This is a genomic window from Synechococcus sp. CS-1329, from assembly GCF_025128055.1.
Taxonomy (GTDB): Bacteria; Cyanobacteriota; Cyanobacteriia; order PCC-6307; family Cyanobiaceae; genus Regnicoccus_A.
This window is the reverse complement of the sequence record NZ_JAHLYS010000012.1, coordinates 81,184-91,966: the sequence shown is the minus strand read 5'-3', so window position 1 is coordinate 91,966 and position 10,783 is coordinate 81,184. Positions and strand designations below refer to the sequence as shown.

Sequence of the window (10,783 nt, the reverse complement as noted above, 5' to 3'; positions counted from 1 at the left end):
GGATGGCTGGCCGGGATCCGCTCCTCGATCGAGACGTAGGAGAACAAGGAGCCGCTGCGCTCCTGCTGACCTCGCATCAAACCTGGGGCAGTTGACTCATTCTCGCAGAGGAAGCGGGGTTTTTCAGCAAACTCCTAAGCCTCGGCGAGGTTCTGGAGCTGCATCGCCGTCTGATCGTCACCTCCGGTGGTTTGCCCGGATTGCGGGACCTTGGCCTTCTGGAAGGGTCACTCTCCCAGCCCCGCCTGACATTTTCGGGTGCTGATCTCTATCCCACTCTCATCGAAAAAGCCGCAGTACTTTGCTTTTCTTTGATCAAGAATCATCCCTTTGTGGATGGCAACAAACGGATCGGCCATGCCGCCATGGAAGTCATGCTGATGCTCAACGGGTATCAACTGACGGCTTCGACGGAAGCAGCAGAAGCCACCGTTCTGGCTGTGGCCTCCGGAGCGCTTGGGCGCCAGGCATGGACCGACTGGGTTCGGCAACAGACCAACATCTTGGAATGAGGTGAGTCAGCAAACAGCTCTCCAGCTGCCTCATTCATCGCAGCACGGATGGGCTCGAGATCAGGAAGATCTCTGGGACTTCCCAATCTTCAGCCAGCCGGCTCCTCGCCACACGCCAGCGCCTCGCGCACAATCAGAACATTTGGCCTGGACGAAAAAGTCTAGACCTGTCAACTTTCCAACCCGAGATCTCTGTGGCTGACAACCTGTTGACACTGTCACCAACAGGTCACTGCATCCTGCACAGCCTGGATCAGCAGCGAAAACGAGACCCCCTTCCCCTGCCCTGAGGGCATGTTCTTTCATGAGTCCACCCGCTGCGACGTGTTCTTCGTCACCCTGAAGAAGAGTGAGCGCCTGTTCTCCCCCACCACCTGCTACAACGACTACGCGATCTCCCCGCGGGAGTTCCACTGGGAGAGCCAGAGCCTCACCCACGAAGCCTCCGCCACCGGGCAGCGCTACATCCACCACGCCGAGCGCGGCAGCCGGGTGCTGCTGTTCGTGCGGGAGGAGAACAAGAGGGGCCAGGTGACGCTGCCGTTTCTGTGCCTGGGTTTTGCCGAGTATGTGAGCCACGAAGGGGAACGGCCGATGGCGATTCGCTGGAGGCTGCACAGAGCGATTCCGGGGGGCTTCTACCCGGAGCTGGCGGTGGCGGTTTGAGGGGGCTGGGGCGCTTCGTCACAGAGGCCAGCCCCATGCCGCTTAGCCTGTATGCCAACAGGGAGTCAGTTCGGCATGAGCTACCGCATCCGGCTGTTGGAAACCGAAGAAGGCTGGTCGGTGAGCTGTCTTGACCTGCCCGGCTGCCACTCCCAGGGAGCCAACAGGGACGAAGCACTGGCGAACATCCGCGAAGCGATTGCCCTCTGGCTGGAAGTGGAAGCGGAGGAGGGAGGCGTGCGCAGCGTGGAGACGCTGGAACTTGCGTTTTAAATGCCGCGACTGTCGGGTATCAGTCAGAAGGAAGCGGTGAGGGTTTTTCTCAAGCTCGGGTATCGGATTGTCCGCGAGTCGGGTCATCTGATCCTGAGCAATGGCGAGCGTCGGCTCGTGATCCCAAGACATGACCCCATCAACGCCATCACCATGGGCGCGATTGCTCGTGATGCCGGGTTGACCCCCGCTGAGTTCCGGGAGCTTCTCTGAGGCGCCAAGGGTGCTACATCCGGAGCTGGCGGTGGCGGTGTGAGGTGGGCTGTCAGTCTTCCTCGTAGACAGCAAGGAAGTCTTCCCTGCTGATTGCTGACTGCCTCAGGATCAGTCGGAGCGTAGACCCCTTGATCAACCGATGATCTTGTCAGGCCATGTGATTGCCTTCCCATACCAACTCAAACCCAAGACGTTGAAACGCCTTCAAGACCCACTCCCGGGGCGCATCCACCGGAAGCTTCGGCATCAACCAGCCAGAATGGTTTCGGCCAGCTCAGCCATCAGAATGGGCCGGCCTATCCAGCCTTTGCCGCCGAGCAGAAAGAGCTGAGATTCGGTTGTATCAAGGTGATGCGATTGAGCGCTTTATGATTGATTCAGTGGCTGAACTCCTCATTCTGAAGCACTCCCTATGAGCCCACGCTGGAGCGATCAATGCTTAAGCAAAAAAAGAATTGAAGCCAGCCGTGCCACAATACCCCTACGGGGCCACCCTCGGCCAACACCTGAAGACCGAAAAAGGATACGAACTGATGAATGTTCTGCTGGTTTATCCCGAATTTCCCAAGACATTCTGGAGCTACGAAAAGATCCTTGAATTGGTGGGCCGAAAGGTGCTCCTACCACCACTCGGCTTGATCACCGTGGCCGCCATCCTGCCCCAGGAATGGACCTTCAAGCTGGCTGATGTCAACATCAGGCCAGTCAGCGAAGATGAGTGGAAGTGGGCTGATCTGGTGATCATGTCAGCGATGATCGTTCAGAAAGACGACATCATCCGTCAGATCAATCTGGCCCGTCACTACGGCAAGCCCGTGGCCGTCGGCGGTCCCTATCCCTCCTCCACCCCCGAGGAACTCGTGGCCGCCGGGGCCGACTACCTGATCCTCGATGAAGGGGAAATCACCCTGCCGATGTTCGTGGAGGCCTGGGAAAGGGGCGAGACGGGAGGACGCTTCAGCTCCGATGGTGTCAAGCCGGATGTGACCTCCACACCCATCCCCCGCTACGACCTGCTCGAGCTCAAGGCCTACGACTCGATGAGCGTGCAGTTCTCGCGCGGCTGCCCGTTCCAGTGCGAATTCTGCGACATCATCGTGCTCTATGGCCGCAAGCCCCGCACCAAGACACCCGATCAACTGGTGGGCGAGCTCAACAGCCTCTACAAGCTCGGCTGGCGCGGCGGCGTGTTCATGGTGGATGACAACTTCATCGGCAACAAGCGCAACGTCAAGTTGATGCTCACCGCCCTGGAGCAATGGCAGAGGGAGCATGGCTATCCCTTCCGCTTCGATACCGAGGCCTCGCTCGATCTCGCCGATGATCAGGAGCTGATCGATCAGATGCTCGCCTGCAACTTTGCCGCCGTCTTCATGGGCATCGAAACCCCGGACGCCGACAGCCTGGCGGCCACCATGAAGTTTCAGAACATGCGCTCGCCCCTGCTCGACTCGATCGACAAGGTGACCCGCTCCGGCCTGAGGGTGATCGCCGGCTTCATCATCGGCTTCGATGGCGAGAAGATCGGGGCCGGCCAGCGCATCGTTGAATTCTCAGAAGCTGCGGGGATTCCCACCACCACCTTCGCCATGCTTCAGGCCCTGCCCCATACCGCCCTCTGGCACAGGCTCGAGCGGGAAGGTCGCCTCATCGACAAGGTGGGCAACATCAACCAGACCACCCTGATGAACTTCGTGCCCACCCGGCCGGTGGAAGACATCGCCCAGGAGTATGTGGAATCGTTCTGCCAGCTCTACGAACCGCACAACTACCTCAACCGCGTGCACCGCTACTTCCTCAAGCTCGGCCCCGCCAGAGTGAAGAGCGCCTTCAAATTTCCCGATCCAATGGTGATTCGAGCACTGTTGATCGTCTGCTGGCGCCAGGGAATCAAGCGCTCCACCCGTTGGGCCTTCTGGCATCACCTGATCGACATTCTCATCTCCAACCCCAGGGTGGCCGAGCAGTACCTCGCCGTCTGTGCCCACAACGAGCACTTCATGGAATACCGGGAGATTGTGCGCCTCCAGATCGAGAATCAACTGGCCGCCTATCGCCAGAGTCAGGCGCTGCAGCCGCCCGCAGCCGCACCCGCAGAGCTGGTCAGCTCAGCCGGCCAGAAAGCCGAAGTGACGCGACAGGAAGCCCTGTAGTCCGCTCTGGGCCTCGAGCTCCAGCTCGGCGGCCCATTCCGCCTCGGCGATGTCGGCCTCACCCAGCCCCAGGCCCTCCACCAGGCGCCGGTAGGCCGCCTTCTCCAGCGGGTTGATGCTCGATTCATCGCCAGGCCGCCGGCCGACGCGGACCATCATGTAACCCAGCTTCAGCGCCAGCTGCCGGTCTTCCTCGGAGCGGAGCCGGGGGATCAGGGCATCCAGTTCCTCAGGCTGCAGGGCGCGTTCAGCCAGCACCTGCGCCGCCTCGGCGGGCAGCGGCACGCCGCCGTCGGCCATGATGTAGCGCTCCACCAGCTGCGCCAGCAGCTGCCGCTCCTCCGCCGAGAACTCCCCATCCGACCAGGCCACGCAGCAGAGGATGCGCAGCAGATCGAGGTTGCCGGAAGGCGGGTTTTCGGTGCTGGGCGCCATGGGGGGTCCGCTGGACAGAGGCGCCGCCATTGTGACGGCAGAGCCAGAGAGGATGGGACGATGCCAAGCCTGAAGTCCCTGACCCGCCGGGAGCGGGTGGACGAAGTGATGGATCAGCCGGGCCTCGACCCCGGCGAGCACGCCCTGGCCCTGGCCGGGCTGCGGCGCATCAATGCCCTCAGCCGCTGCTCCGCCGGCCTGTTCGCGCCGATCCGCCAGCTGGCGGCACGCCATCAGGGCACTCCCCTGCGGGTGCTGGATCTGGCCTGCGGCGGCGGTGACACTGCCATCGATCTGGCCCTGATGGCCCGGCGCAGCGCCGTCCCGCTGATCCTTGAGGGCTGCGACATCAGCTCCAGCGCCGTGGCGATCGCCCGCAGCAATGCCGAACGTCGCGGCGCCGATGTGCGCTTCTTCAAAGCCGATGCCCTCGTTGATCCCCTGCCGCCGGGCCCGGATGGCGCCGCCGCCGACGGCTACGACGTGGTGCTCACCTCCCTGTTCCTGCATCACCTCGACAACGCCGACGCCGAGCTGCTGCTGGCTCTGATGGCCAGACGGGCCCACCAGCTGGTGCTCGTGAACGACCTGATCCGCAGTCCGCTGGGCTACGGGCTGGCCTGGGCCGGCACCCGACTGCTCAGCCGCTCCTGGGTGGTCCACACCGATGGACCGCTCTCGGTGCAGGGGGCCTTCCAGCTCGCTGAGGTGGCCGCCATGGCCGAGCGGGCCGGGCTGCAGGGCGCCAGGCTGCAGCGCTGCTGGCCGGAGCGTTACCTGTTGAGCTGGTGCCGTGGCTGAAACCATCCCCGAAGACTCCTTTGACGTGGTGGTGATCGGGGCCGGTCCCGCCGGAGCCCTTGCCAGCCTTGATCTGGCCCGCCGCGGTCTGCGGGTGCTGCTGGTGGAGAAGCGCCGCTTCCCGCGCTGGAAGGTGTGCGGCGCCTGTTTCAACGGCCAGGCCCAGGCGGCCCTGGCCTCCGTGGGCCAGGGTGATCTGCTCGAGAGCCTCGGCGGGCTGCGCCTGCGGCGGCTGCGCCTGGGCCTCGGCGGTCGCCAGGCCAGCTGCGCTCTGCCGCCGGGCTGGGCCCTCTCCCGCCACCGCTTCGATCAGGCCCTAGTGGAGGCCGCCATCGACGCCGGTGCCGTGTTCCGCCCTGAAACCACGGCGCAGCTGGGTGCAGCCAGCAGCCACGCCCGCTGCGTCCACCTGCGGCAGGGGCGGCAGCAGCAGCAGGTGCAGGCCGCCGTGGTGCTGGTGGCGGCGGGGCTGGCCCACCGCTGCCTGGAGCACGAGCCCGGCGCCCACACCCACATCAACCCCCGCTCGCGCCTGGGGGCCGGCTGCGTGCTGGCCGCCTCCGACCAGCACGCGCCTCAGCACTGGGAGGAGGGCAGCATCCACATGGCGGTGGGCCGCCGGGGCTATGTGGGGCTGGTGCGGGTGGAAGACGGCAGCCTCAACCTGGCCGCCGCCTTCGATCGCGCCCTCTTGCAGGAGACCGGCAGCGCCGCCGCCGCCGCCGCTCAGGTGCTGGCGGAGGCCGGCTTCCCCGCCCTGCCCCAGCTGGCCGCCGCCGATTGGCAGAGCACCGCCGCCCTCAGCCGCCGCAGCACCCCCCTGGCCGGTGATCGCTTCCTGGTGCTCGGGGATGCCGCCGGCTACGTGGAGCCCTTCACGGGGGAAGGCATGGGCTGGGCCCTGGCCGCCGCCGCCGCCGTCACGCCGCTGGCGCTTGAGGGGGTCGGCCCCTGGCAGCCGGCACTGGAACGCCGCTGGATCCACACCCACCGCCAGCGGATCGGCCGCCGTCAGCTGGTCTGCCGCAGCCTGGCCCTGGCCCTGCGCCATCCCGCCAGCGCCCGGAGCCTGTTCTGGGCCGCAGAGCGCCTCCCCTCCCTGCCGCAGCGCCTGATGCCATGCCCATGACCATCCTCGGCATCGGCACCGCGGTTCCCCGCCACCAGATCAGCCAGGCGGAATCGGCGGCCATGGCCCAGCGCATCTCCGCCTCCACGCCGGAGCGGGGAGCCCTGCTGGCACGCATCCAGCGGCGCTCCGGCGTCAACGTCCGCCACAGCGTGCTGCTGGAATCAGCCGCCCACGGAGACGGCATTGAGGGCCGCCTGCCCTTCTATGGCGACCGCAGCCCCTCCACGGGCGAGCGCATCCGCCGCTTCGAGACCCATGCCGCACCCCTGGCGCTGGAGGTGGCCCGCCGCGCCCTGGCCGACGCGGGCCTGGGCCCGGAGCGGATCACCCACCTGGTGACGGTGAGCTGCACGGGCTTCCAGGCGCCGGGTTTCGATCTCGCCCTGATGGGCCAGCTGCCCCTCAACCCCGATGTGGAGCGCACCCATGTGGGCTTCATGGGCTGCCACGGCAGCCTCAACGGCCTGCGGGTGGCGCGGGCCTTCGTCGAAGCCGATCCGAGCGCCTGTGTCCTGCTCTGCTCGGTGGAACTCTGCAGCCTGCACATGCACTACGGCTGGGATCCGGAGAAGGTGGTGGCCAACTCCCTCTTCGCCGACGGCGCCGGCGCCCTGGTGGCCGGCGCTGCTGCCGCAGACGCCTCCCCGCTGCAGGTGCTGGGCTCCGGCTCCACGCTCATCCCCGACAGCAGCGATCTGATGTCGTGGACCATCGCCGACCACGGCTTCGAGATGACCCTCTCCTCCCGGGTGCCCGACACCATCGCCGCCCACCTGCGGCCCTGGCTGGAGCGCTGGCTCAGCGCCCGTGGCCAGAGCGTTGCCTCGATCGGATCCTGGGCCCTGCACCCCGGCGGGCCGCGCATCCTCACGGCCGTGGCCGCCGCCGCCGAGCTGAACCCCAGCCAGGTGGAGCCCTCGGCGGCCGTGCTGCGCCAGTTCGGCAACATGTCGTCGGCCACGATCCTGTTCATCCTCGAGCGCCTGCGCCGCACAGCCGCTCCGCGCCCCTGGGTGGCCCTGGCCTTCGGGCCCGGCCTCAGCGTCGAGGCCAGCCTGCTGGGCTGAACGGGGGCTCCAGGCTCAGGGCCTGCGGAAGCGCCGCAGCTCCCAGGCCGTCAGCCGCTGCCGGCTGTCGTAGTGGAGGCTCACCTGCTGGAAGTGGTCGGCATCGAGGCGGCAGCCCACCTGCAGCGCGAAGGCCCCCTGCGGCAGAACCTCCGGCAGTGAGCAGATCAGGCCATCGGCAAAACCGGCGCTGATGCAGGCACCGGGATCGGCGCTGATCCCGTCACCAAACTGGCTGCTGCGGAAGGGGGCACACGGCTGCGGCTCTGGATCAGCGGCAGGCCAGCGCTGGGGCTCCAGGCGCTCCAGCTCACCAGGCCAGCCCTCCTGCTCCGCCAGCAGGGCCAGCCCTCCTGCTCCGCCAGCAGGGCCCGCCAGTCGCTGGCCGCGGGGCGCGCTGGATCCGGCTCGGCCGCCAGACTGCAGCGGAAGGGCACCACCCCCAGGCTCTGCAGCCGCCAGCCAAGCGCCGGCGCCGGGGCGTAGAGCAGCACCAGCATCGAGCGGGAGCGGCCGCGGAACAGGTTCACTTCATGGCCGAAGCGGGGGTGGCGGCTGTCCAGCACCAGGCTCGACTGGCCGGCGGCGCCGCGGAACTGCCAGCACTGACCGCCGCCGTTGTAGCTGGCGCGGGAGAGGGGCAGCCGGCGGCGACCATCCGGCGCGAAGCGCAGACCGCTGCCGTCCCACAGCCCGCTGTCGGGATCGGAAAAGCTGATGGCGTAACAGGTGTCCTCGATCACCGCAACGGGGCTGCTGAGATCGAGCAGCCCGTCGCCAGCCCGCTCATACCAGCGGCTCGTGCCACACCAGCGGCCCTCGAAGTTGAGCCGGTTGAGGTCCCACTGGCGATCGTGGCCGGTCATGGCAACAGGAGAGGCGCTGGGAATGGCATCACTCTGCTGAGGGCGCCCTAGCTTTTCGCCTGCCAGCTCAGTCCTGATGCGGATCACGATCGTTGGCGGCGGCTATGTGGGCTCGGCCCTGGCCAGCCACTGGCAGCAGCAACAGCCTCCAGAGGGGCAGGCCCGGCACTGGCTGCGGGTCACCACCACCCGCAGCGAGCGGCTGGCGGAACTGGCCCCGCTGGCCGATGCGGTGCAGCAGCTGGATGCCGCCGACCCCGATCAGCTCAGGGCGGCCCTGGATCAGAGCGAGGCGGCTGTGCTCTGCCTGGCACCCGGCGGCAGCCGTCAGGTGGAGGCGGACGGCTACGAAGCCACCTATCTGCGCAGCATGGAGGCCGTGGCCGCCGTGGTGCCGCAGCTGCCCAGGCTCCAGCAGCTCGTGTACACCAGCAGCTGCTCCGTCTATGGCGCGGCCACGGGCCTGGTGGACGAAACCACGCCCCCCCAGCCCCTTGAGCCCCACGCCCGCATCCTGCGGGAGGCCGAAGAACGGCTGCTGGCCTGCCGCTCCCCCCGACGCCGTGTCGCGATCCTGAGGCTGGGGGCGATCTATGGCCCCGGCCGCGACCTGGAACCCCGCTTCCGCTCCCTGGCGGGCAGCCGCCGGGCGGGGATCGGAGCGTCGCTGATCAGCTGGATCCACCGCGACGACGTGGTGGCCGCCCTGGCCTGGGCGGTGGAGCAGGGCTTCGATGGACTGATCAACCTGGTGGACGACGAACCGATCAGCGTGCGCGAGCTGATCGACCGCAGCTGCCAGGCCGCCGGCCTCCAGCCGGTGATCTGGGAAGGCGACGCCGGCCCTGCCGCCGAGCCGGCGCCTCCGCGCAGACTCTCGAACCGCCGTCTGCGGGAGCTGGGGCTCCAGCTGCAGCATCCGCGGCTGCCGATCCTCTCGGCCCCGCTCAGCCCAGAAACCGGGCCGCTGCCACCCGCCTAACCTTGCCGCGCCCCTCGGTTCCAGCTGCCATGCGTTCCCTGCCGCTCCACCTCGAGCCCGGCAGCGACCTGCGCCGGTCGCTGGAGCAGCTGGCGCAGGAGCAGAACGCCTCAGGTTTCGTGCTCGGTGTGGTGGGCAACCTGGCCCAGGCGGCCTTCCAGTGCCCCGGCAAGATCGGCCCCACCGTGCTGCGCGGTGAGCTCGAGATCATCACCCTGCAGGGCACCGTCTCCCCCGACGGCGTCCACCTGCACCTCAGCCTCTCCGATGGAGACTGCCGCGTCTGGGGCGGCCACCTCGAGCCGGGCTCACGGGTGCTCAAGGGCGCCGATCTGCTGCTGGGCCTGATCGACACGCCGCCATCGGCACCGGCCCAGCCCAGCGCCAGTGATCTCCGTGAACCCGCTGAGCTCAGTGAATCTGCTGAACCCAGTGCATCTGCTGAACCCAGTGAGCCCCGGGTCACGATCGCCGTGCGCTCCGGTTGCCCCTTCTCCAGGCGCGCCCTGCGCATGCTGCGCACCCTGGGCATTCCCCACCGGCTGATCGAGCCCGCCGCCGAGGGGCCCGTGCCCCAGGTGTTCGTCGATGGGGAGTTGATCGGCGGCTACGACGAACTGGCCCAGTGCCACGGTCGCGGCGAACTGGAAGCCCTGCGCCAGGGATGAGCGCTCCGGCGGCCGCACTGCAGCTGAGCACCCTGGCGGGCTGCGGCCTGACCATCGCCGGCTACCCCCGCTTCCGCTACGACGCCCGCGGCGGCGGCGGCAGCGCCCGGCTGGGGCCAACCTGCAGCGATGGCACCCGGTCGCTGCAGTTTCCAGCGCAGGAGCTGCGGATCCCGCCGTTGAACTGGCGCAGCACTCGCCTGCTGGGGGTGCCCCTGCCACCGGGACTGAGCATCAGCATCGAGCCCCAGCGGCTGGAGGGCGTTGTCGATCCCGCCAGCGGCAGCCTGGCCCTGAGCTTCCAGGCGCGCTTTGTCTTTGCCGTGGGTTCGCTCTACCGGGCACCACCGCTGCTGGTGTCCACCGAGCTGGTGACAGGCGAAGTGCGCAGCCGGCGGCAGCGGTGCTGCGGCCAGCCCCTGGGCGCCGATGGCACGGCCCTGCTGGTGGGGGTGGCCACGATCGAGCCCTGCGGTGAGGCCTGGCTCGACCGCTTCCTGGGGTTGCCCGATGAGGCCCTGGCGCAGCTGCGCTGTTGCTTCAGCTCAGAGAGCGGGGCAGGCGTCCCGTGGGAACCACCTTCAGACCGATCGGCGCCAGGGCAATCAGCGCCAACTTGACGTGCTGGATCCCGAAGGGGATGCCGATGATCGTCACGAAGCAGGCCAGCGCCGAGCTGATGTGGCCGATGGCCAGCCACCAGCCGGCCAGCAGGAACCAGATCACGTTGCCCACCAGCCCCAGGGGACCGGTGCCGAAATCGTTGCGGCCCGTGAGCTCGCGGCGGCTGATGGCCTCCTGCCCGAACGGCCAGAAGGAGAAGTTACCGATCACAAAGCAGGCCCGCGCCCAGGGCAGGCCCACAATCGTGAGGGCCGCCACCAGGCCGGCCAGCCACCAGCCCAGGCCCATCACGAAGCCGCCGAGCACGAACCAGAGGAGATTGAGAAGGAAGCGAAGCATCCCTCCAGATTGGCTCAGAACGGGGGCCACCGCCGCAACACGTCAAGCC

General features: G+C 67.6%; 14 protein-coding genes. 11 read left to right on the top strand and 3 right to left on the bottom strand.

All coding sequences use genetic code 11. The features are described 5' to 3' along the window. Positions 1-98: 98 nt before the first annotated feature. The 5 genes from KQ304_RS01985 to KQ304_RS01965 all read left to right on the top strand — a co-directional run bounded on the left by KQ304_RS01985 (position 99) and on the right by KQ304_RS01965 (position 3,820). Complete coding sequence (locus KQ304_RS01985; protein ID WP_259735447.1) at positions 99-512, top strand: type II toxin-antitoxin system death-on-curing family toxin; 414 nt, start codon at positions 99-101, stop codon at positions 510-512. A 294-nt stretch (positions 513-806) separates the two neighbouring features. Then, the gene (locus KQ304_RS01980) at positions 807-1,178 is read left to right on the top strand and encodes a DUF3427 domain-containing protein (RefSeq protein ID WP_259735438.1); all 372 of its coding nucleotides are present in this window, start codon (positions 807-809) and stop codon (positions 1,176-1,178) included. Between the two features lie 75 nt (positions 1,179-1,253). Further along, on the top strand, positions 1,254-1,451 hold the full coding sequence (locus KQ304_RS01975; protein ID WP_259735437.1) for a type II toxin-antitoxin system HicB family antitoxin: 198 nt from the start codon (positions 1,254-1,256) through the stop codon (positions 1,449-1,451). After that, the gene (locus KQ304_RS01970; protein ID WP_259735436.1) at positions 1,452-1,664 is read left to right on the top strand and encodes a type II toxin-antitoxin system HicA family toxin; all 213 of its coding nucleotides are present in this window, start codon (positions 1,452-1,454) and stop codon (positions 1,662-1,664) included. Between the two features lie 536 nt (positions 1,665-2,200). Next, complete coding sequence (locus tag KQ304_RS01965) at positions 2,201-3,820, top strand: B12-binding domain-containing radical SAM protein (protein ID WP_259735446.1); 1,620 nt, start codon at positions 2,201-2,203, stop codon at positions 3,818-3,820. Here the strand turns inward: KQ304_RS01965 and KQ304_RS01960 are convergent. Next, on the bottom strand, positions 3,776-4,255 hold the full coding sequence (locus KQ304_RS01960) for a TerB family tellurite resistance protein (protein ID WP_259735435.1): 480 nt from the start codon (positions 4,253-4,255) through the stop codon (positions 3,776-3,778). The two genes, KQ304_RS01965 and KQ304_RS01960, sit on opposite strands and share 45 nt — an antisense overlap. 60 nt (positions 4,256-4,315) lie before the next feature. On the opposite strand from KQ304_RS01960, the gene KQ304_RS01955 reads away from it, so the two are divergent. From KQ304_RS01955 to KQ304_RS01945, 3 genes are read left to right on the top strand one after another with little or no spacing between them, the layout of a single operon-like run. Then, a complete protein-coding gene (locus tag KQ304_RS01955; protein WP_259735434.1) occupies positions 4,316-5,056 on the top strand; it encodes a methyltransferase domain-containing protein in 741 nt (246 codons plus the stop codon). Then, positions 5,049-6,185: an NAD(P)/FAD-dependent oxidoreductase gene (locus KQ304_RS01950; RefSeq protein ID WP_259735433.1), complete on the top strand. Its 1,137-nt coding sequence runs from the start codon at positions 5,049-5,051 to the stop codon at positions 6,183-6,185. Before KQ304_RS01955 ends, KQ304_RS01950 begins: the two co-directional genes overlap by 8 nt. Further along, positions 6,176-7,255, top strand: coding sequence for a type III polyketide synthase (locus KQ304_RS01945; RefSeq protein WP_259735432.1), 1,080 nt, complete (start codon positions 6,176-6,178; stop codon positions 7,253-7,255). Before KQ304_RS01950 ends, KQ304_RS01945 begins: the two co-directional genes overlap by 10 nt. A 167-nt stretch (positions 7,256-7,422) precedes the next feature. Here KQ304_RS01945 and KQ304_RS01940 read toward each other — a convergent pair whose 3' ends face one another. After that, positions 7,423-8,121 (bottom strand): hypothetical protein, encoded by a 699-nt coding sequence (locus KQ304_RS01940; protein WP_259735431.1) that lies wholly within the window; start codon positions 8,119-8,121, stop codon positions 7,423-7,425. 76 nt (positions 8,122-8,197) lie between these two features. Between KQ304_RS01940 and KQ304_RS01935 the strand changes: the two genes are divergently transcribed. Genes KQ304_RS01935 through KQ304_RS01925 form a run of 3 tightly spaced genes read left to right on the top strand, consistent with a single transcriptional unit; the run spans position 8,198 to position 10,391 of the window. Further along, complete coding sequence (locus KQ304_RS01935; RefSeq protein WP_259735430.1) at positions 8,198-9,103, top strand: NAD-dependent epimerase/dehydratase family protein; 906 nt, start codon at positions 8,198-8,200, stop codon at positions 9,101-9,103. 29 nt (positions 9,104-9,132) lie between these two features. Further along, positions 9,133-9,771 carry a PCC domain-containing protein gene (locus KQ304_RS01930; protein ID WP_259735429.1) on the top strand — a complete coding sequence of 213 codons (639 nt, stop codon included), beginning with the start codon at positions 9,133-9,135 and terminating at the stop codon, positions 9,769-9,771. Continuing rightward, positions 9,768-10,391 (top strand): hypothetical protein, encoded by a 624-nt coding sequence (locus KQ304_RS01925; protein ID WP_259735428.1) that lies wholly within the window; start codon positions 9,768-9,770, stop codon positions 10,389-10,391. Before KQ304_RS01930 ends, KQ304_RS01925 begins: the two co-directional genes overlap by 4 nt. Here KQ304_RS01925 and KQ304_RS01920 read toward each other — a convergent pair. Next, positions 10,312-10,734 carry a YccF domain-containing protein gene (locus tag KQ304_RS01920; protein WP_259735427.1) on the bottom strand — a complete coding sequence of 141 codons (423 nt, stop codon included), beginning with the start codon at positions 10,732-10,734 and terminating at the stop codon, positions 10,312-10,314. The two genes, KQ304_RS01925 and KQ304_RS01920, sit on opposite strands and share 80 nt — an antisense overlap. Positions 10,735-10,783: the final 49 nt, after the last annotated feature.

What these genes read in the sequence shown, in the direction of transcription:
- KQ304_RS01980 (WP_259735438.1), top strand. Translation starts at nt 807, where the DNA reads ATGTTCTTTCATGAGTCCACCCGCTGCGACGTGTTCTTCGTCACCCTG.
- KQ304_RS01975 (WP_259735437.1), top strand. Translation starts at nt 1,254, where the DNA reads ATGAGCTACCGCATCCGGCTGTTGGAAACCGAAGAAGGCTGGTCGGTG.
- KQ304_RS01970 (WP_259735436.1), top strand. Translation starts at nt 1,452, where the DNA reads ATGCCGCGACTGTCGGGTATCAGTCAGAAGGAAGCGGTGAGGGTTTTT.
- KQ304_RS01965 (WP_259735446.1), top strand. Translation starts at nt 2,201, where the DNA reads ATGAATGTTCTGCTGGTTTATCCCGAATTTCCCAAGACATTCTGGAGC.
- KQ304_RS01960 (WP_259735435.1), bottom strand. Translation starts at nt 4,255, where the DNA reads ATGGCGCCCAGCACCGAAAACCCGCCTTCCGGCAACCTCGATCTGCTG.
- KQ304_RS01955 (WP_259735434.1), top strand. Translation starts at nt 4,316, where the DNA reads ATGCCAAGCCTGAAGTCCCTGACCCGCCGGGAGCGGGTGGACGAAGTG.
- KQ304_RS01945 (WP_259735432.1), top strand. Translation starts at nt 6,176, where the DNA reads ATGCCCATGACCATCCTCGGCATCGGCACCGCGGTTCCCCGCCACCAG.
- KQ304_RS01940 (WP_259735431.1), bottom strand. Translation starts at nt 8,121, where the DNA reads ATGACCGGCCACGATCGCCAGTGGGACCTCAACCGGCTCAACTTCGAG.
- KQ304_RS01935 (WP_259735430.1), top strand. Translation starts at nt 8,198, where the DNA reads ATGCGGATCACGATCGTTGGCGGCGGCTATGTGGGCTCGGCCCTGGCC.
- KQ304_RS01930 (WP_259735429.1), top strand. Translation starts at nt 9,133, where the DNA reads ATGCGTTCCCTGCCGCTCCACCTCGAGCCCGGCAGCGACCTGCGCCGG.
- KQ304_RS01925 (WP_259735428.1), top strand. Translation starts at nt 9,768, where the DNA reads ATGAGCGCTCCGGCGGCCGCACTGCAGCTGAGCACCCTGGCGGGCTGC.
- KQ304_RS01920 (WP_259735427.1), bottom strand. Translation starts at nt 10,734, where the DNA reads ATGCTTCGCTTCCTTCTCAATCTCCTCTGGTTCGTGCTCGGCGGCTTC.